A 16,314-nucleotide genomic window follows, 5' to 3' on the forward strand; every position below is an offset into this window, starting at 1 on the left:
CATCGTGATATCGGAAATCTGCTTTAACGAGCCGGGGTCGGGTTCAGCGCGTCTGGTACGCCGGGCTGGCGGAATCGAATCACCAGGGTACCGAGCACATAGAGGCCGGAACAGAGGGTGAAGAAGGTGAGCACGCCGGTAAAGCTGTTGGTGGCCTGCAAAATCAGCCCCACCACGATGGGCACCAGAATGCCGCCGACGCTGCCCGCCATGTTCATGGTGCCGCCCACCAGACCGACCCGGGATTTATGGGCCAGTAGCGCAGGCAGGCTCCAGTAGATGCCGCCGCCGCCGGTCAGGAAGAAAGAGGCGACCGAAAGCATAATCACGGCGCTTACCGGATTGCTGATGCCTGGTAGCAGCAGGAAGATGGTTAGAGTCACCAGCCCGGAGATGGCTATCAGACCTTTTACCGCAAGGCCATGGCGCATACCGCGTTTAACCAGAAAATCCACCAGGAATCCGGCGCTCAGCGAGCCCAGAGCGCCCATCAGGAAGATAATGAAAGTGGCGTTGCCAATGGCTTTAAGGTCGAAACCGCGTGCCTGAGCCAGATAGCTGGGGCCCCATGTCAGCAGGCCGAAGTAGATCATCGCCCAGGTGGCGCGGCCAAACATAATACCCATCAGAGAACGGGTATCGATACCCATACCTTTACAGGGCGTCTCTTCTTCATGATGGCGGGCCGCATCGTCATCGGCCTGAATCAGCGCCAGCTCGGCGGCGTTAACGCGTTTATCTTCGGTGGGTTTGTCGCGCAGTTTGAACCAGGCCAGCAGCGCCAGCGACATGCTGAACAGCCCGGCCACCACAAAGGCCAGACGCCAGGAGTCGAGCAGATCGATAAGATAAGCGATGATAAGCCCACCGACCGCAACGCCCAGTGGGCTGCCGCAATCCATAATCGAAGCTCCACGACCGCGCTCGGCCCGGGCCAGCCAGGTGGAACTCATCTTGGCGCCGGAAGGAGAAACCGGCGTTTCCGCCACCCCCAGCGCGATACGCGCGAAGATCAGCGAAAGACCGCCGGTCGCCAGCGCCAGGCCAATCTGGCTGGCGCCCCACAGCACCGTGGAGGTGGTTAACACTTTACGGGGGCCAAAGCGATCCAGCGCCCAACCGCCGGGGATCTGCAACAGCGCATAGGACCAGAAAAAGCTGCTGAGAATCAGCCCCTGCATGGTCGGTGACAGGTGAAATTCCTCTTTGATATAGGGAATGCCGATGGAAATCGTGATGCGGTCCATCAGGTTGACTGCCAGCAGGAAGAAGAGCACCGCGAAAATCCGCCAGCGGACTCGGGTAGGTTGTTCCTGTGCGGTGGACAGCGGGGGGGCTGAAATACGCATATCGGTTCTCCGTTGCTATCGTCACAGGCGCCTGCAACGCCTGTGACGGCGGGCGGGCGACCGGAATCTCCGGCGGTGGCCAGCGGTGTGATGATGTGTTCAGATGTTCATATATATAACTTGTGTTTAAGAAGGTAGAAGGAATTCTGATATGAAAAAATGAAAGGAATCACAAAACAGAAAAACTATGGGGTAAAAAAAGAGGATTTTATCTTCGTGGCATAACAGGCAGGAACATTTGTTCGGTATTCTATTTAAGGTATATCATTTGTTTAGGGTTTAAATTTAAAATCGATAGCCTGCTGAAGTGATTTATTGCCGTTATAGTTATCACTAATAATATTTATTTATATGATTTTTAATGTGTATTTTCTGTTTGTTTATCCTTTCATACCAGTTGATTTATTCAGAAAATAAACAGTTAACGCTATGGACAACAACCAGTAAGGATGTTATCCACTCTGTTTTTATTGTGGCTGATAACCATTTTATTTTTCTGGTTTAATATTTTTTTTGCGTCTGTTTCCGATATTTCAATGGGTTTTGCGATCTCTGTCACTCTCTAAAACTGGCTCTTTTTGCTTTGATAGTGCTGAACATTAGTTTTTGACAAAAACTAATGAGCGCTTTTTGAAAAAGCCTGTCTGATATCCGTAGATAATAAGGAGAATAGCGATGCCTGGTTCCCCCTCGCGTCTGGTTCCTTCGGCCCATATCGCTGAACTCTTTTTTCCTCTGATGGCATCGGAGCCGCAGGTGGTGGAGGTGGTTAAACGCATTGCCGATTCCGGCGACTACCGGGCGGTGGAAACGGGCGTTATCGCAGGCTGCAGGGAAAGAGGCGCGCTGCGAGAACTGATCGATACCACGCCGCTGATACTGACTCAGTGGCTGACCTTCGCGCTGCTTAGCGAGCAGCTTAACCTCAGTAGCCTGGATTCGGTACTGCGCCGCAAATCAGTGGCCCGGGCCAGGGAGCTGGCACAGCTTGCTGCGGAGTGCGGTACCCGCAAGCTTTCGCTGGTAAGCGGAGCCGATCCCGGGGAGGCCCGACGTGATGAAGCGATGGCCGCTTTTGGTGAGTCGCTGGTGGCGTTGGGGGAAACGGTCAGTCAGTATCCGGATATGATTCTGCAGCTGGAGCCGCTGGATCGCTTCGCTCATAAGCGTCAGCTGATTGGCTTTAGTGACGAGACGGTGAGCTGGATGCAGGCGCTGCGTCCCGACTGTCCTAAGCTGTATATCGCCTGGGATAGCGCCCACGTCGCGCTTAATCAGGAAACGCTGACCACCTCGCTGCACCAGTGCGCGCCGTTGATGTCGCAGTTGCATCTTTCTAACGCGATTCTCGATCCGACCCAGCCCGGTTATGGCGACTACCACATGAAGTTCGGCGCACCGGGTTTTCTGACGGCTGAGGTGGCCCGGGAGATCATTACGGTAGCCCGTAGCCTGGAACTGCCGCCGGAGCTGGATGAAATTACTATCGCCATTGAAATGCGCACCACAGAGCAGGACGATTTGTGGGCAAACGAACGCGAATGCCGGGAGTTTTTACAGGCGGCCATGGCGTAAAATGCGGGCCGTATGCTGCGGCCCGCACAGAGATTACAGCGGATACCCGAGCAGGGTTTCCAGATGCTGACGCGAGCGTTTCAGCACCTCAAGGCTAATGGCGGGATCCACCGGCTGCGGCGCCCGATGGGGCAGGGTATCGCTGCTGCGGTGCATGCGCAGCGGGATTTCCAGGCTACAGGGAATGGCACGTTGCTCAAGCTCCCGTAGTAAAGGGCGGTAATCCAGCATCCCTTCGCCGATCGCCGGGAACCGGAACTCGTCCTCTTTGTGCAGTACATCTTTGATATGGGCATGGCGCGCCCCGGGTAGCATATGGATGCATTCGTTAATGGCGTCGCGCTCCGGGCGCAGCGAAACGGTGTTGCCAGGGTCGATATTAAAGGCGATCGCCGGGCTGTCGATGGCTTCCAGCAGCGCCAGCCCTTCTTCGGCGACGGCAAAAACGTCATAGTTAGGATCGCCGCCGTTTTCGATGCAGATAACGCAGCCGCTGTCGGCGGCCAGCGGCGCCAGCTCCCGCAGATTAGCGATAATCGCCTGCCGATCTTCACGCTTGCCGATACAGGCGTTAAGAAAGGTTGCGCCTATGCGACGGGCGAACTGAATCCGCATTGTAAACTGCGCCACGGCGTCCGGCGCGGCCAGGTTCATGGTGCAACCCAGCGCCCGGGTCTTTAACTGGTGTTTTTCCAGTAGCGCCACAATGCGAGCGGCGTTTTCCGGGCCGAATAGCATAGGGTCAAGATTGCCCACGTAGCCCTGGTTATATGCCAGTTCGATATAGCGGAAACCCGCGTCCCGAACGGTTCTGAAGGCTATCTCCGGTTCCACGCCGTCAAACATGGCGGTATTGACTCCCACCTCCAGTTTCTGTTGCATCATTTTGCTCCTTAGCCGCCCTGATGCGCCTGATGCTCGTAATAACTGATACGTTCTACTTTCGGGCCGGATCGGCTGGATTCGAATTCGCTTTCCAGCCAGGCATCCACCAGTGATTTCGCCAGTTCGGGGCCTATGACCCGTGCGCCCATGGTCATTATCTGGGCGTTGTTACTTTTACGGGCCCGTTCGGCGGAATAGACATCGTGACACTGGGCTGCCCGTACGCCGGGCACTTTGTTGGCGACGATAGCCATACCGATGCCGGTACCGCACAGCAGAATACCGCGCTCAAACTTGCCTTCGCTAATGGCCGTCGCCAGATGAAAGGCGATATCCGGATAAATTTGGTCGTTGTCGACCACGTCGTGGCTGAAGTCTTCCACTTCAATCCCTTTCGCCTGCAGATGTGACTTTACAATGTTTTTCAGCTCGGTCGCCGCGTCGTCGGCGCCGATTGCGATAGTCGCCATAATGTTTACCTCCGGTGGTTGTCGTGTCGCCCTTCCGTGGTTCGCTCAGATGTTTTTCATCGAAACATATGAACATTCTGTTCCGGTTAAAAAAGTAGCTGCAAATATTCATAAGTTCAATAGCATTTCATTTGAACGGATGTGTGAACCGCGTTATTTCCCTTTGAATCGCCTGATTCTGCCTTTATATGGCGTATTGAGGTTTTTTACGCCATTTTTGAAATCGCTCACAGTTTCACTTGATGTTCATATGCTCATCAAGGGGCAACTGTTATGTTCATTAATAGATAACAATCCGATAACAAACCCGGGCTGAGTCAGCAGGGTAAACCCCACAATGTGATGCCGACGCAGCGTGCGGCACCGCACATACAGACAGAAGAGACAGGCAGGAGAGCAGCGTTATGACATGGCTTTTTAATCACCCGTCCGATTTCGCCAAAGAGATGGTTTCAGGCTTCGTCAGTGCCAATGCCGCCATTGTTCGTCAGGTTCCCGGCGGCGTGGTACGTAGTACCCGCAGCAAACCGGGCACCGTCGCCGTTGTGGTCGGCGGCGGCTCCGGCCATTATCCGGCGTTCGCCGGTCTGGTTGGTCAGGGGCTGGCTCACGGCGCGGCGATGGGAAATCTGTTCGCCTCGCCGTCTGCTCAGCAAATCTGTTCAGTGGCCCGGGCTGCCAACAACGGCGGTGGGGTGTTGCTGGCCTTTGGTAACTATGCCGGCGATGTACTGCACTTCGGTCTGGCCCGGGAGCGGCTGATCGCTGAAGGGATCCCCTGTGAAGTGATTGCCATCACCGATGACATCTCAAGCGCCGCCGCCGGCGAAGAAGAGAAACGACGCGGGGTGGCGGGCGATCTGGTGGTGTTCAAGGCCGCCGCCGCCGCTGCGGAGCGTGGCGATACTCTGGAACAGGTGCTGGCGGCGGCGCGTCTCGCCAACCAGCGCACCCGCACCATTGGCGTGGCGTTCTCTGGCTGTAAACTGCCTGGCGCCGGGCAGCCGCTGTTTACCATCCCGGAGGGGCAGATGGCCTTCGGCATGGGAATTCACGGTGAGCCGGGCATCAGCGAAATGCCGATCGGCACCGCCAGTGAGCTGGCTCATCGGCTGGTGGAGCATTTGCTGCGCGATGTGCCTTCTACGGTGCCGCAGGCAAAGGGCGCCCGGGTGGGGGCGATTCTGAACGGCCTGGGATCGGTGAAATATGAAGAGCTATTTGTATTGTGGCACAGCGTGGCGGAAGAACTGGCACAAAACGGGATTGAGGTCGTCGATCCCCAGGTCGGAGAGTTTGTCACCAGCTTTGATATGGCGGGGCTTTCCCTGACGCTGTTCTGGCTGAATGAGGAGCTGGAAGGGCTATGGCAGGCACCTGCTTACAGTGCGGCATTCCGTAAGGGATCGCGCTTTACCGAAGAGCCGCTGCCTGCAGGCGTGGAGTGTGAAAATCAGGCGCCGCCGCTGCCGGAAGCCAGCGCCGAATCCCGGCAGTGCGCGGTACGGATTGCTGGAATGGTGGATGTGCTGGCGGAAACGATTATCGAAAATGCCGAAGAGTTGGGGCGTATAGATGCCGTGGCGGGCGACGGCGACCATGGCATTGGGATGGAGCGCGGCGTGCGAGCCGCCCGGGAGCAGGCGCGCCAGGCGCTGGAACGCGGCGCCGGGGCGGGCAGCGTGCTGCAACAGGCCGCCGATGCCTGGGCAGACAAAGCCGGGGGAACCTCCGGCGCTATCTGGGGCGTGATTCTGAACACCATCGGCACTACGCTGGGCAATGAGCGCCAGCCAGATACTCTGGTGGTGGCGCAGGCCATTACCCGGGCCTGCGACGGTGTGATGCACTTTGGTAAAGCGCGTCCTGGTGATAAGACGCTGGTAGATGTGCTGCTGCCGTTTAGCGAAGCGTTGAATCAGCAGGCCTCCAGGGGGGTATCGCTTGCAGAAGCCTGGGGGTGTGCCGCCGATGTCGCGGAGCGTAGCGCCCGGGAGACGGCAGATATGGTGCCTAAAATCGGGCGCGCCCGACCGCTGGCGGAGCGCAGTAAAGGAACACCGGATGCCGGCGCCGTTTCACTGGCGCAGATTATTCTGGCCGTGGGCCGCTGCATGAATCAAGAATTCGAAACGGGGGGCATGGTATGTCGCTGAAACCGGTTATCGGCGCAAGTATGAAGATGTACTTCGGCTATCAGCAGACGCTGGAGTGGTGTCGGGCGGTGGCGGGAATTATCGCCAGCCACCCGCTGACGCAGCAGGAGGGGCAGGCCACGCTGTTTACCTTTCCGTCGGCGCCCGTCATTGAAGGTGCATTGCAGGCTTTTCAGGGGACGACCATGGGCATAGGTGCCCAGAATGTCTCTTCGGAGCCGCCGGGCGCCTGGACCGGCGAAGTCAGCGCCTCCATGCTGCGGGAGATGGGCTGCCGTTATGTGGAAATTGGTCATGCCGAACGGCGGCGCAACTTCTTTGAAAGTGATGAAGTGATTCAGCGTAAGGTGAATATCGCGCTTCAGCACGGCCTGACGCCGGTGGTCTGCATCGGTGAACCTGAACGCCTTAGCCCCATTGACGCGACCCGGATCGCTATCGAACAGGCCCGCCAGGTACTGGGCGAGCCGGGAACGACGCCACAGGGCGCTGTGATATTCGCCTGGGAACCTCAGTGGGCTATTGGCGCACCTCAGCCAGCCGGGGATGACTATATTCGCACGGTTTGTTCCGGGCTGCGGGCGTGGTTACAGGAAAATACGCCGGATCCTCACCGGGTAATTTACGGCGGCAGCGCCGGGCCGGGGCTGTTAAGTCAGCTGTGGCCGGATGTCGACGGCCTGTTCCTGGGGCGCTTCGCTCATCAGCCCGAGGCCTACCGCGCTATTCTTGACGAAGCGGCCGCGCTTTCCGGCGCGCTTTAAATCGGCGCTGGTTAGGTTAACTGCTTGTCTGCACGGGGATTGTCGGTGCGATCATCCTCTGCCGATCCGTTATCTGGTATAGTTTTTGGCAAATGTTCATCACCCTGACAATTTCACTACGTGGAGATCGCAGCCCGTATGGATAGATCCAACGACTCAAAGGATTACGAATTACTGACGGAGATCGCCATCGCATACTACTGCGATGAGGTAACCCAGGAAGAGATCGCCAAACGTTTCGGCTTTTCACGTATCAAGGTGGGGCGTTTGCTGAAACGCGCGAAGGAAGAGGGCATTGTTGAGATCAATGTTCGCTACCATCCGGTGTTCAGCACTCAGCTGGAAAAGCAGTTAAAAGAGCGTTTCTCCGTGAAGCGTGCGCTGATCGCGCTGGATCATAACGATGAAGACGAACAGCGTCGCCAGGTGGCGGCGCTGGTTTCCGGCTATCTGGCGGCCTCGCTGCGCGACAATATGGTGGTCACGGTGGGCCAGGGGCGCAACGTGGCGGCGGTGGCGGAGTACACCAGCACGGTACAGCCGAAAGACTGTCGATTTATCTGCGGCATCGGCGGTACCCACCGTCCCGGTGATGTGATTAACGCCGACCATATCAGCCGCCTGCTGGCCAAAAAATTCGGCGGCAGTAGCGAATCGCTTTATGCGCCGGCCTATGTGGAAAATACCGAACTGAAGTCGGCGCTGCTGCGCAACGGCACCATTAAAGAGACTCTGGACCGGGCGCGGAAGGCGGATATTGCGCTGGTGGGCATCGGTGATATGAACGAAGACAGCTATATGGTGAAACTGGGCTGGTTCACGCCTCAGGAGATTAACGACGCCAGCCTGAACCAGGGGGTGATTGGCGATATCGCAGGCTATGACTTTTTTAACGCTCAGGGTCAGCACGTGCATACGGTGATGGATGATAGGGTTATTGGCCTGAGCGTGGAAGAGCTGCGCCAGATCCCCTGCGTTATCGCCATTGCTTCCGAGAGCACCAAAGCGATGGCGATTATGGGGGCGCTGCGTACCGGCGCCATCGACGTTATCGCCACCAGCGCCCGCAATATCAGAACGATTTTGAGTGTGACGCAGTAATTCTGTGTATCTTTTCAGAGGCGGTGATTATTGTTCTGAATCGGTCGCGCAAAACCGGTAATGTGCGGATACAGGCATTCCTGGCACGTGGCAGAACGCCTGAAAAATGACCCTGAGATGTTATCACAGCCCGGAAAAAAGCTAACATTGACGGTGAACGGAATAGCCATTCCTTCAGGGGACTGTGCCGGGGTGATGCCCCCCCTTTTAGACAGGCAGTTTTGAGTGAAAAGTGGAATTACGAAATTGTTCTTACCGCCGAGTGGTCCTTACTAACTTTGTCGTGTGTCAATCAGCGGAGAACAGGTCAACCGCTAGTTCTTACAGCAGACAGGAAAACGAAGGCGCATGTTCGCAATCCCTAACATATCTGGAGCCCCTTGCATCACAAGATTCAGTGATTAAGCATGTGCACATGCAAACCAGAAGGATGACTGATGGATATTGCACTTTTCCCCGGACAGAATCGGCGGCAGTGGGCTGAAACCATGATCAACCTGGAAGCCCGGACGTTGGTTAATACTGCAAATACGCTGGCGTCAATGCATCTGGGAGACTCGCTCACTCGTACTCAGTTTGTGAATGAAATCCGACATGTCATCACGCAGCAGTTTGAGTTCGCAAGGCGGCCCGGACGGATGAAGAATGCATACTTTGCCTGAATCGACTCAGAGAAGAAGGTAAAAACCTGCAGCAACAGTCACGAATGCTGCGGACTGGCTATGCTCGTATTTATGCTGAAATAAAGTATGTAACAGAGAACAATAAGGTTGTCGGCTATTTTATCTCTGGTATCAAAGTCGTACTGGCTGTCGTTCAGGCTGTTCTGGGGGAGTCATGAACGCATCTATGACGCCGATGGGTGTTCTGGCCGGTGCCGTTCTGGCTGCGGATGCTGCCAATACGGTATCAAGAGAGGTGGCTCACCAGTTCCTGAATGAGCCCACTTCAGAAGGTATTCTTGCCGATAGAGCCATGTCGGTTGCTGAATTTATGGGCTTCAGCCGTGATGTCGGGTTTGGGGGGATTCAATGCTGTAACGCTGGCGGCGAACGTCTACAGCGTATTTGGCTTAGTCGGCCGACCGGAGGCCTGGCGTTTGTTTCGATACGTGCCACGGGATTACTACCGGAAGGTGGATACCATGCCCCGGCCAAAACTGGCCATGAAAGTCGTTGGCTGGGGAGTCAGTGCGAAGGTGGTTCTTGAGAACCTGACTAACGATAATCAGAGTTGGTGAAATGCGAACGCCGGAGTTTCCACGACTTGTACCCCAGTCCGACCGGCATGACACATACCAGTATGATAAGAAGGAAGAACGAGGCAATAACAATCGAAATTACATGAGTGACGCTGCCGAAAATGATGGTCAGCAATATTACAACCATCATTCCGGCTGCAATCCAGGTCAGCGCTCTGAAATGGTTACTCAGCTCTTTCAGAACTGTATCCTGGGAATCTCCCCTGGCCTGATGAGACTTGATTTTCTCAATGTCTTTCCTGGTGAAACCAGATTGCAACAGCTCATCATCCTGTAGTGGCATACTGTCTCTCCCGGGTGATAGGTTCAGCCGAGCATATAAATGCAGCACTATGACCAGGCCCAGTGTACGCGAATTATTTGTCATTTTCTCGTGTCCCGGGCAGCCTACCGCCAGCATTCTGTCTGAGCAGGGCCACAGCATCGGCGCCCCGCATCGAGAACTGCACCCGGTGGCGTGCCGCCACGTCCAGCGCAAACAGACAGACATATGGCTTTCCGGCTGTTGAGGTATGCCATTGCTGCAATGCAGCGCCATCTGGATGCCGGCCATGAGCGGTTACCGCTGGTGGTGCAGATACTGTTCTGCCATGGGCGCGCCACGCCCTGGCCCTATACGTTGAACTGGCTGGAGTTGTTTAACGAACCGGAGGTTGCACGCCAGCTATACAACGGAAGCTTCCCTCTGGTTGATGTGGGGGCGCTGGACGATGACGACATCATGAAGCACAAACGCATGGCGATGCTGGAACTGCTGCTCAAGCACAGTCATATCCGGGATCTTATGGCTGTGATCGAACCGTTGGTCTGCCTGCTGGAGGAGGGATACACTACACAGGCGCGGTTAACAGCGTTGATGCACTGGATGTTGCATACTGCGAATACTGTTGAACCGGTAGCCTTTGTGAAGGAACTGGCGCACCGGACGCCACAACACAGGGAGGAGTTTATGACGATAGCGCAGGCACTGGAACAAGGACGCCTGGAGGCCATGCAGGATGTGGCCCGCAGTCTGTTAAAGATGGAGATGTCTTGGCGGAGATTGCCGAAGTTACCGGTTTGTCTGAACAGGCGTTGCGGCAGATTCGCCAGTAAAGATTGCAGACCCCGTCCGGGGTCTGCTTCCATCAGGCGTTATTGCCGGTTCACCATCGGCAAGTCCAGATGGTGACGCTGAGCGCAGTCGACGGCGATATCGTATCCCGCGTCGGCGTGGCGCATTACCCCGGTAGCGGGATCGTTCCACAGTACCCTGGACAGCCGGGCATCCGCGGCATCGCTGCCGTCGCAGACGATAACCACCCCGGCATGCTGCGAGAAGCCCATCCCAACGCCGCCGCCGTGGTGCAGGCTGACCCAGGTGGCGCCACCTGCGGTGTTAAGCAGCGCGTTCAGCAGCGGCCAGTCGGACACGGCGTCGGAGCCGTCTTTCATCGCTTCGGTTTCCCGGTTTGGCGAGGCCACGGAGCCGCAGTCGAGATGGTCGCGGCCAATCACTACCGGCGCCTTCAGCTCGCCGTTGCGCACCATCTCGTTAAAGGCCAGCCCCGCCAGGTGTCGTTCCCCCAGCCCCAGCCAGCAAATCCTGGCCGGCAGTCCCTGGAAGGCGATACGTTCTCTGGCCATATCCAGCCAGCGGTGCAGATTGCGGTTGTCCGGGAACAGTTCTTTTAACTTTGCATCGGTTTTGTAGATATCTTCAGGGTCGCCAGAAAGCGCGACCCAGCGGAATGGCCCTTTGCCTTCGCAGAATAGCGGACGGATGCAGGCAGGCACGAAACCGGGGAAGTCAAAGGCGTTTGTTACCCCCTCTTCCAGCGCTACCTGGCGGATATTGTTGCCGTAGTCGATGGTGGGAATCCCCATATGGTGAAATGCCAGCATCGCCCGCACGTGTTCAGCCATCGATGCCCGGGCGGCAGCCTCGACCGCCGCAGGATCGGTGCGCTGTCGTTCACGCCACTGCGCTACGCTCCATCCCGCCGGCAGATAGCCGTTTAGCGGGTCGTGAGCCGAGGTCTGGTCGGTGACGATATCCGGCCTGGGCCCGCCGTTTTTCGCGCGTTCCACCAGTTGCGGCATAATTTCAGCAGCGTTACCCAGCAGCCCCACCGAGATAGCCTCGCCGGCCCGGGTGGCTTTGTCGATAAGCGCCAGGGCTTCGTCCAGAGTGTCGACCTTATGGTCAAGATAGCGGGTACGCAGCCGGAAATCGATGCGCGACTCCTGACATTCAATAGCCAGTACGCAGGCTCCCGCCAGTACCCCGGCCAGCGGCTGGGCGCCGCCCATGCCGCCCAGACCGGCGGTCAGGATCCAGCGTCCGGTCAAATCGCCGCCGTAGTGCTGGCGCCCGGCCTCGACAAAGGTTTCGAAGGTGCCCTGCACAATGCCCTGGGCGCCAATATAGATCCAGGAGCCCGCTGTCATCTGGCCATACATCATCAGCCCGGCCCGATCGAGCTCGTGAAAGTGTTCCCAGGTGGCCCAGTGGGGAACCAGGTTGGAGTTGGCGAGAAGCACCCTGGGTGCGTCGGTGTGGGTACGGAAAACCCCAACTGGCTTGCCGGACTGCACCAGCAGCGTTTCATCGGCTTTCAGGCGTCTTAGCGTCGCCAGAATCTGGTCAAAGCATTCCGGGTTGCGGGCTGCCTTGCCAATACCGCCGTACACCACCAGATCTTCCGGTCGTTCGGCCACATCGGGATCCAGGTTGTTCTGAATCATGCGGTATGCCGCCTCGATCAGCCAGTTTTCACAGTGAAGTTCACCGCCGCGCGGCGCTCTGATTTCGCGATTCATCGTCAATTTCCGGGAGTCAGACATAGAGTTATCCTTCGGTTACGGAGGGCAGAATGGCGGTAATTACCTCAGGCCAGGCGCTGCGGCTGGCCCACTGGCGCATCACATCGAGTTCCGGCGCCAGCAGGCGATCCTGCTCCAGGAAAGGCACATGATGGCGAATGGTGGCCAGCTCCGTTTCCAGTAGCGCCGAGCTCCGGAGCGGTCGGTGGAAATCGATGCCCTGGGCTGCGGCCATGGCTTCAATGCCAACCACCGCTGCGCTGTTGAAACACATTTCGCCCAGACGGCGTGCGGCCCAGGTCGCCATCGAGACGTGATCTTCCTGGTTGGCGGAGGTGGGAAGGCTGTCCACGCTGCCGGGATGAGCCAGTGATTTATTCTCGGAAGCCAGCGCCGCGGCGGTGACCTGGGCTATCATAAAACCGGAATTGACGCCGCCGTCGTTGACCAGAAACGGCGGCAGCCCGGAAAGCGCGCTGTCCAGCAGCAGCGCCAGGCGCCGTTCGGAGATAGCGCCGATCTCCGCAACCGCCAGCGCGATAATGTCCGCGGCAAAGGCGACGGGCTCGGCGTGGAAGTTGCCGCCGGAGATCACATCGCCGTCATCGCTGAACACCAGCGGGTTATCTGAAGCAGCGTTCGCCTCGGTTTGCAGTACTCTGGCGGCGTGGCGCAGATTATCCAGACAGGCGCCCATCACCTGGGGGATGCAGCGAATGGAGTAGGGATCCTGAACCCGGCCGCAGTTGGCGTGGGAAGTAAGGATTGCGCTGCCGGTCAGTAACGAAGAAACCGCTTTCGCCACCGCTATCTGGCCGTGCTGGCCGCGGGCCTGGTGAATGCGGGCGTCGAACGGGCGCACTGAGCCTTTGATCGCCTCCAGCGATAGCGCGCCGGAAACCAGCCCGGCGGCAAACAGGTTTTCGGCTTCGAACAGACCGCGCAGAGCCAGCGCTGTTGAAACCTGGGTGCCGTTCAGCAACGCCAGACCCTCTTTGGGGCCGGGCTCTATCGGACTTAGCCCGACTCTGGCCAGCGCTTCCCGGGCAGGAACCATCCGCCCGTTATCCCGAACCTCGCCCAGCCCCAGCAGCATCAGCGACAGGTGAGCCAGCGGCGCCAGATCGCCGGAGGCGCCCACCGATCCTTTCTCCGGAATGCAGGGCATGATGCCCGCGTTATACAGGGCAAGCAGCATTTCGATAAGCTCTGGACGTACGCCGGAGTGGCCCCGTGCCAGACTGATGATTTTGGTGGCCATTACCAGACGCGTTACGCTATCCGGCAACAGCGCCCCCAGCCCGACGCTGTGTGACAGGATCAGATTACGCTGCAATTCGGCCAGTCGCTCGTGAGGGATGGTGGTCTGGGCCAGTTTGCCAAAGCCGGTATTGATGCCGTAAACCACCCGCCCGGCATCGACAATCTCATCCACCGTACGCCGTGCGGTATTCACGTTATGCCAGGCGCTATCGGCCAGGGTCAGCGTGACCTCGCCGTGGTAGATAGCTTTCAGGGTTGCCAGACTGACCTCTCCGGGCGTCAGGCAGCATTCGACAGATGACATAATCACTCCTGTTTCGAGACTAAGGCCCTGCCCTCCTGGGGGCGGTTATTTTTGAGTCAAGCATATTTGTATTATCTTGTCTATACAACCAGGCGCGAGCGGGATCACACGGAGAGATTCTGCCGTGAAAAAGGGGCTATCGGCGGGGAAATGTCGGTAAGATTCACCTGCGCAGAAGCATCAGATGTCTATACATCCTGGCGGGCAGCCAGTACACTGGCATTATATTCTGCATCAGGGTAAGCCAATGACCAGCCAGTCCGCCGTTTCTCAGTTAGCCAGCGCTATGGGCCAGCAGCCCGCGCCTATCTACCTGCGGGTTAAGCAGGCGATTATTACCCAGATTCGCGCCGGCCACTGGCAGCCTCATCAGCGTATCCCTTCGGAAAGCGAGCTGGTCAACGAGCTGGGGGTCAGCCGTATGACCATTAATCGCGCCTTGCGTGAGCTGACCAGCGAAGGCTATCTGGTGCGTATGCAGGGCGTGGGTACCTTTGTGGCGGAAAGCAAAGGCTATACGGCGATGCTGGAAGTACACAATATTGCTGAAGAGATAGCCCTGCGCGGTCATGAGCACACCAGCCGGTTACTGACGCTGGAAGAAGTACAGGCGGACGGCGAGCGGCTGACCATGCCGGGCGTCGCGCCGGGCCAGCCCCTGTTTCACTCGCAGATTGTGCACTATGAAGATGGCATTCCGGTTCAGCTGGAGGATCGGTTGGTCAATCCTGTTATGGCGCCCGACTACCTGAAGCAGGATTACCAGGCCATCACGCCTTATACCTACCTGATGCAGGTGGCGCCACTTTCCGCCGGGGAACATGTGGTGGAAGCGGTGATGCCCGATGCCTTCCAGCAGAAGACGCTGATGATTGATGCCCGGGAACCCTGCCTGCTGGTACGCCGCCAGACATGGAGCGGCAACCATGCGGTGACCGGCGCTCGCCTGCTCTATCCCGGCACCCGCTATAAGCTGTTGGGCAAATTTCGCGACCATAACTGACTAAACGCTTAACTCCTTCATCACCCGGGTAAAGTCGCGGGCCGCCTGTGCTTCCTGCGGATGCGCGCCATCATGAATCACGGGCCTGCCGGCGACCCAGACGTGGCGGATGGCGGTGAGATCGCCCGCGAACAGCCAGCGGTTCACGACATGCGCTTCGGGGCAGGCGCCCAGCCAGGCGGCGTTGTCCAGTAGCAGCCAGTCGGCGCGCAAACCTGGCGCCAGAGCGCCGCTGTGAATGCCGCAGGCCCGGGCGCCGCCCGCCGCCGCCTGAGACAGCAGCAGATTCCCGACCATGGGGTGCGTCCGGGTCGCCAGTCGGTTTCGCTGCCTGTCGCGCAGGCGCTGGCCGTATTCCAGCCAGCGCAACTCTTCCAGCACGCTTAGTGATACGTGGCTATCCGAACCAATGCCCCAGCGACCACCACAGCGCAGGTAGTCGGTAGCGGGAAACAGGCCGTCTCCCAGGCTGGCTTCGGTGGTGGGGCATAGCCCTGCCACCGCGCCGCTACGCGCCAGGGCTTCGGTTTCCTGACGGGTCATATGGGTGGCATGCACCAGGCACCAGCGTTCATCCACCGGCGCATGATCCAGCAGCCAGGCCACCGGTGTCTGACCCGACCAGGCCTGGCAGGCCCGCACCTCTTTTTCCTGCTCCGCGATATGAATATGCACCGGAAGAGCTGCCCCTACACTGCGCAGTACCTCATCGATCTGCCGCTCGCTAACGGCGCGTAGCGAATGAAAGCAGACGCCGTGATTGATGAGCCGCTCATCGCGGATGGCCGATGTCAGCCGGGAGTGAAGTTGCAGATAGTCGTCGGTCGAGTGAATAAAACGGCGCTGACCCGCTTCCGGCGGCTGTTCGCCAAAGCCGGACCAGCTGTAAAGCGCGGGCAGTAGCGTTATCCCTATCCCGCTTTCCTTTGCAGCCAGAATAAGCTGGTGCAGCATATCGTCGCGGGTATAGCGGGTACCGTCCGGCGCGTGGTGCAGATAGTGGAATTCAGCGACCTGGGTATAGCCCCCTTTCAGCATCGTAATATAAAGATAGCGTGCGATGACGCCTACCTGTTCCGGCGTCATGGCGCTGAGCAACTGATACATCCGGTCGCGCCAGGTCCAGAAGCTGTCGCTGTCGTCGGCGGCGGCTTCGGTCAGGCCGGCCATTGCCCGCTGGAAGGCGTGAGAGTGCAGGTTGGCGAGGCCGGGAATCATGACGCCCGGAAGCCGGATGGCTCCCTGCGGACTGGCGTCAGGGGTAACGGTTTCGATATAGCCATCGTGATTAACCTCAATCGCTACGTCGTTGTCTAACCGGTCGCCCAGAAGGGCGCGCTCCACAAAATATCGGGTCATGGTTGATCCTCGCCGCCTT

The 16,314-nt window shown here is 58.0% G+C and carries 13 protein-coding genes and 2 pseudogenes; 7 read left to right on the forward strand and 8 right to left on the reverse strand.

The features are described from left to right. Nucleotides 1-23: 23 nt before the first annotated feature. A complete protein-coding gene (locus tag V3W49_RS14545) occupies nucleotides 24-1,349 on the reverse strand; it encodes an MFS transporter (protein WP_500146417.1) in 1,326 nt (441 codons plus the stop codon). 675 nt (nucleotides 1,350-2,024) lie between these two features. Between V3W49_RS14545 and V3W49_RS14550 the strand changes: the two genes are divergently transcribed. Beyond that, nucleotides 2,025-2,924, forward strand: a complete 900-nt coding sequence (locus V3W49_RS14550) for a sugar phosphate isomerase/epimerase family protein (protein WP_500146418.1) — start codon at nucleotides 2,025-2,027, stop codon at nucleotides 2,922-2,924. Between the two features lie 33 nt (nucleotides 2,925-2,957). On the opposite strand, the gene V3W49_RS14555 is transcribed toward V3W49_RS14550, so the two are convergent. Together V3W49_RS14555 and V3W49_RS14560 are read right to left on the reverse strand one after the other, a co-directional pair. Then, nucleotides 2,958-3,809: a sugar phosphate isomerase/epimerase family protein gene (locus V3W49_RS14555; protein ID WP_500146420.1), complete on the reverse strand. Its 852-nt coding sequence runs from the start codon at nucleotides 3,807-3,809 to the stop codon at nucleotides 2,958-2,960. 8 nt (nucleotides 3,810-3,817) lie between these two features. Continuing rightward, complete coding sequence (locus V3W49_RS14560) at nucleotides 3,818-4,279, reverse strand: RpiB/LacA/LacB family sugar-phosphate isomerase (protein ID WP_500146422.1); 462 nt, start codon at nucleotides 4,277-4,279, stop codon at nucleotides 3,818-3,820. Between the two features lie 404 nt (nucleotides 4,280-4,683). Between V3W49_RS14560 and V3W49_RS14565 the strand changes: the two genes are divergently transcribed. From V3W49_RS14565 to V3W49_RS14580, 4 genes and pseudogenes are all read left to right on the forward strand, one after another. After that, nucleotides 4,684-6,435, forward strand: a complete 1,752-nt coding sequence (locus V3W49_RS14565; RefSeq protein ID WP_500146423.1) for a dihydroxyacetone kinase family protein — start codon at nucleotides 4,684-4,686, stop codon at nucleotides 6,433-6,435. Beyond that, nucleotides 6,426-7,199 carry a triose-phosphate isomerase family protein gene (locus V3W49_RS14570; protein ID WP_500146424.1) on the forward strand — a complete coding sequence of 258 codons (774 nt, stop codon included), beginning with the start codon at nucleotides 6,426-6,428 and terminating at the stop codon, nucleotides 7,197-7,199. The genes V3W49_RS14565 and V3W49_RS14570 overlap by 10 nt, the downstream gene beginning before the upstream one ends. A gap of 138 nt (nucleotides 7,200-7,337) precedes the next feature. After that, nucleotides 7,338-8,300 carry a sugar-binding transcriptional regulator gene (locus tag V3W49_RS14575; protein WP_138094965.1) on the forward strand — a complete coding sequence of 321 codons (963 nt, stop codon included), beginning with the start codon at nucleotides 7,338-7,340 and terminating at the stop codon, nucleotides 8,298-8,300. Nucleotides 8,301-8,737: 437 nt separating this feature from the next. Further along, nucleotides 8,738-9,540 (forward strand): annotated as a pseudogene (locus V3W49_RS14580) (DUF4225 domain-containing protein). Here the strand turns inward: V3W49_RS14580 and V3W49_RS14585 are convergent. Together V3W49_RS14585 and V3W49_RS14590 are read right to left on the reverse strand one after the other, a co-directional pair. Then, nucleotides 9,518-9,844, reverse strand: a complete 327-nt coding sequence (locus V3W49_RS14585) for a hypothetical protein (RefSeq protein WP_500146425.1) — start codon at nucleotides 9,842-9,844, stop codon at nucleotides 9,518-9,520. The pseudogene V3W49_RS14580 and the gene V3W49_RS14585 sit on opposite strands and share 23 nt — an antisense overlap. 73 nt (nucleotides 9,845-9,917) lie before the next feature. Next, nucleotides 9,918-10,046, reverse strand: a pseudogene (locus tag V3W49_RS14590) (hypothetical protein); the annotation flags it as partial. 41 nt (nucleotides 10,047-10,087) lie between these two features. Between V3W49_RS14590 and V3W49_RS14595 the strand changes: the two are divergent. Then, nucleotides 10,088-10,732 carry an Rpn family recombination-promoting nuclease/putative transposase gene (locus V3W49_RS14595; protein WP_500146426.1) on the forward strand — a complete coding sequence of 215 codons (645 nt, stop codon included), beginning with the start codon at nucleotides 10,088-10,090 and terminating at the stop codon, nucleotides 10,730-10,732. Here the strand turns inward: V3W49_RS14595 and hutU are convergent. Together hutU and hutH are read right to left on the reverse strand one after the other, a co-directional pair. After that, a complete protein-coding gene (gene hutU / locus V3W49_RS14600) occupies nucleotides 10,696-12,363 on the reverse strand; it encodes a urocanate hydratase (protein ID WP_500146428.1) in 1,668 nt (555 codons plus the stop codon). The two genes, V3W49_RS14595 and hutU, sit on opposite strands and share 37 nt — an antisense overlap. A 28-nt stretch (nucleotides 12,364-12,391) precedes the next feature. After that, nucleotides 12,392-13,933 (reverse strand): histidine ammonia-lyase, encoded by a 1,542-nt coding sequence (hutH, locus tag V3W49_RS14605; RefSeq protein ID WP_500146429.1) that lies wholly within the window; start codon nucleotides 13,931-13,933, stop codon nucleotides 12,392-12,394. A 247-nt stretch (nucleotides 13,934-14,180) separates the two neighbouring features. On the opposite strand from hutH, the gene hutC reads away from it, so the two are divergent. Continuing rightward, complete coding sequence (gene hutC / locus V3W49_RS14610) at nucleotides 14,181-14,936, forward strand: histidine utilization transcriptional repressor HutC (protein WP_500146459.1); 756 nt, start codon at nucleotides 14,181-14,183, stop codon at nucleotides 14,934-14,936. On the opposite strand, the gene V3W49_RS14615 is transcribed toward hutC, so the two are convergent. Further along, nucleotides 14,937-16,295, reverse strand: a complete 1,359-nt coding sequence (locus V3W49_RS14615) for a formimidoylglutamate deiminase (protein ID WP_500146431.1) — start codon at nucleotides 16,293-16,295, stop codon at nucleotides 14,937-14,939. Nucleotides 16,296-16,314: the final 19 nt, after the last annotated feature.

The organism is Rosenbergiella sp. YN46, from assembly GCF_036620675.1.
Classification (GTDB): domain Bacteria; phylum Pseudomonadota; class Gammaproteobacteria; order Enterobacterales; family Enterobacteriaceae; genus Jejubacter.

Bases quoted from the DNA above. Each gene is read 5' to 3' on its own strand.
- V3W49_RS14555 (WP_500146420.1), bottom strand. From the start codon at position 3,809: ATGATGCAACAGAAACTGGAGGTGGGAGTCAATACCGCCATGTTTGAC.
- V3W49_RS14615 (WP_500146431.1), bottom strand. From the start codon at position 16,295: ATGACCCGATATTTTGTGGAGCGCGCCCTTCTGGGCGACCGGTTAGAC.
- V3W49_RS14595 (WP_500146426.1), top strand. From the start codon at position 10,088: ATGCAGCGCCATCTGGATGCCGGCCATGAGCGGTTACCGCTGGTGGTG.
- V3W49_RS14545 (WP_500146417.1), bottom strand. From the start codon at position 1,349: ATGCGTATTTCAGCCCCCCCGCTGTCCACCGCACAGGAACAACCTACC.
- V3W49_RS14585 (WP_500146425.1), bottom strand. From the start codon at position 9,844: ATGCCACTACAGGATGATGAGCTGTTGCAATCTGGTTTCACCAGGAAA.
- hutU (WP_500146428.1), bottom strand. From the start codon at position 12,363: ATGAATCGCGAAATCAGAGCGCCGCGCGGCGGTGAACTTCACTGTGAA.
- hutC (WP_500146459.1), top strand. From the start codon at position 14,181: ATGACCAGCCAGTCCGCCGTTTCTCAGTTAGCCAGCGCTATGGGCCAG.
- V3W49_RS14560 (WP_500146422.1), bottom strand. From the start codon at position 4,279: ATGGCGACTATCGCAATCGGCGCCGACGACGCGGCGACCGAGCTGAAA.
- V3W49_RS14570 (WP_500146424.1), top strand. From the start codon at position 6,426: ATGTCGCTGAAACCGGTTATCGGCGCAAGTATGAAGATGTACTTCGGC.
- V3W49_RS14550 (WP_500146418.1), top strand. From the start codon at position 2,025: ATGCCTGGTTCCCCCTCGCGTCTGGTTCCTTCGGCCCATATCGCTGAA.
- V3W49_RS14575 (WP_138094965.1), top strand. From the start codon at position 7,338: ATGGATAGATCCAACGACTCAAAGGATTACGAATTACTGACGGAGATC.
- V3W49_RS14565 (WP_500146423.1), top strand. From the start codon at position 4,684: ATGACATGGCTTTTTAATCACCCGTCCGATTTCGCCAAAGAGATGGTT.
- hutH (WP_500146429.1), bottom strand. From the start codon at position 13,933: ATGTCATCTGTCGAATGCTGCCTGACGCCCGGAGAGGTCAGTCTGGCA.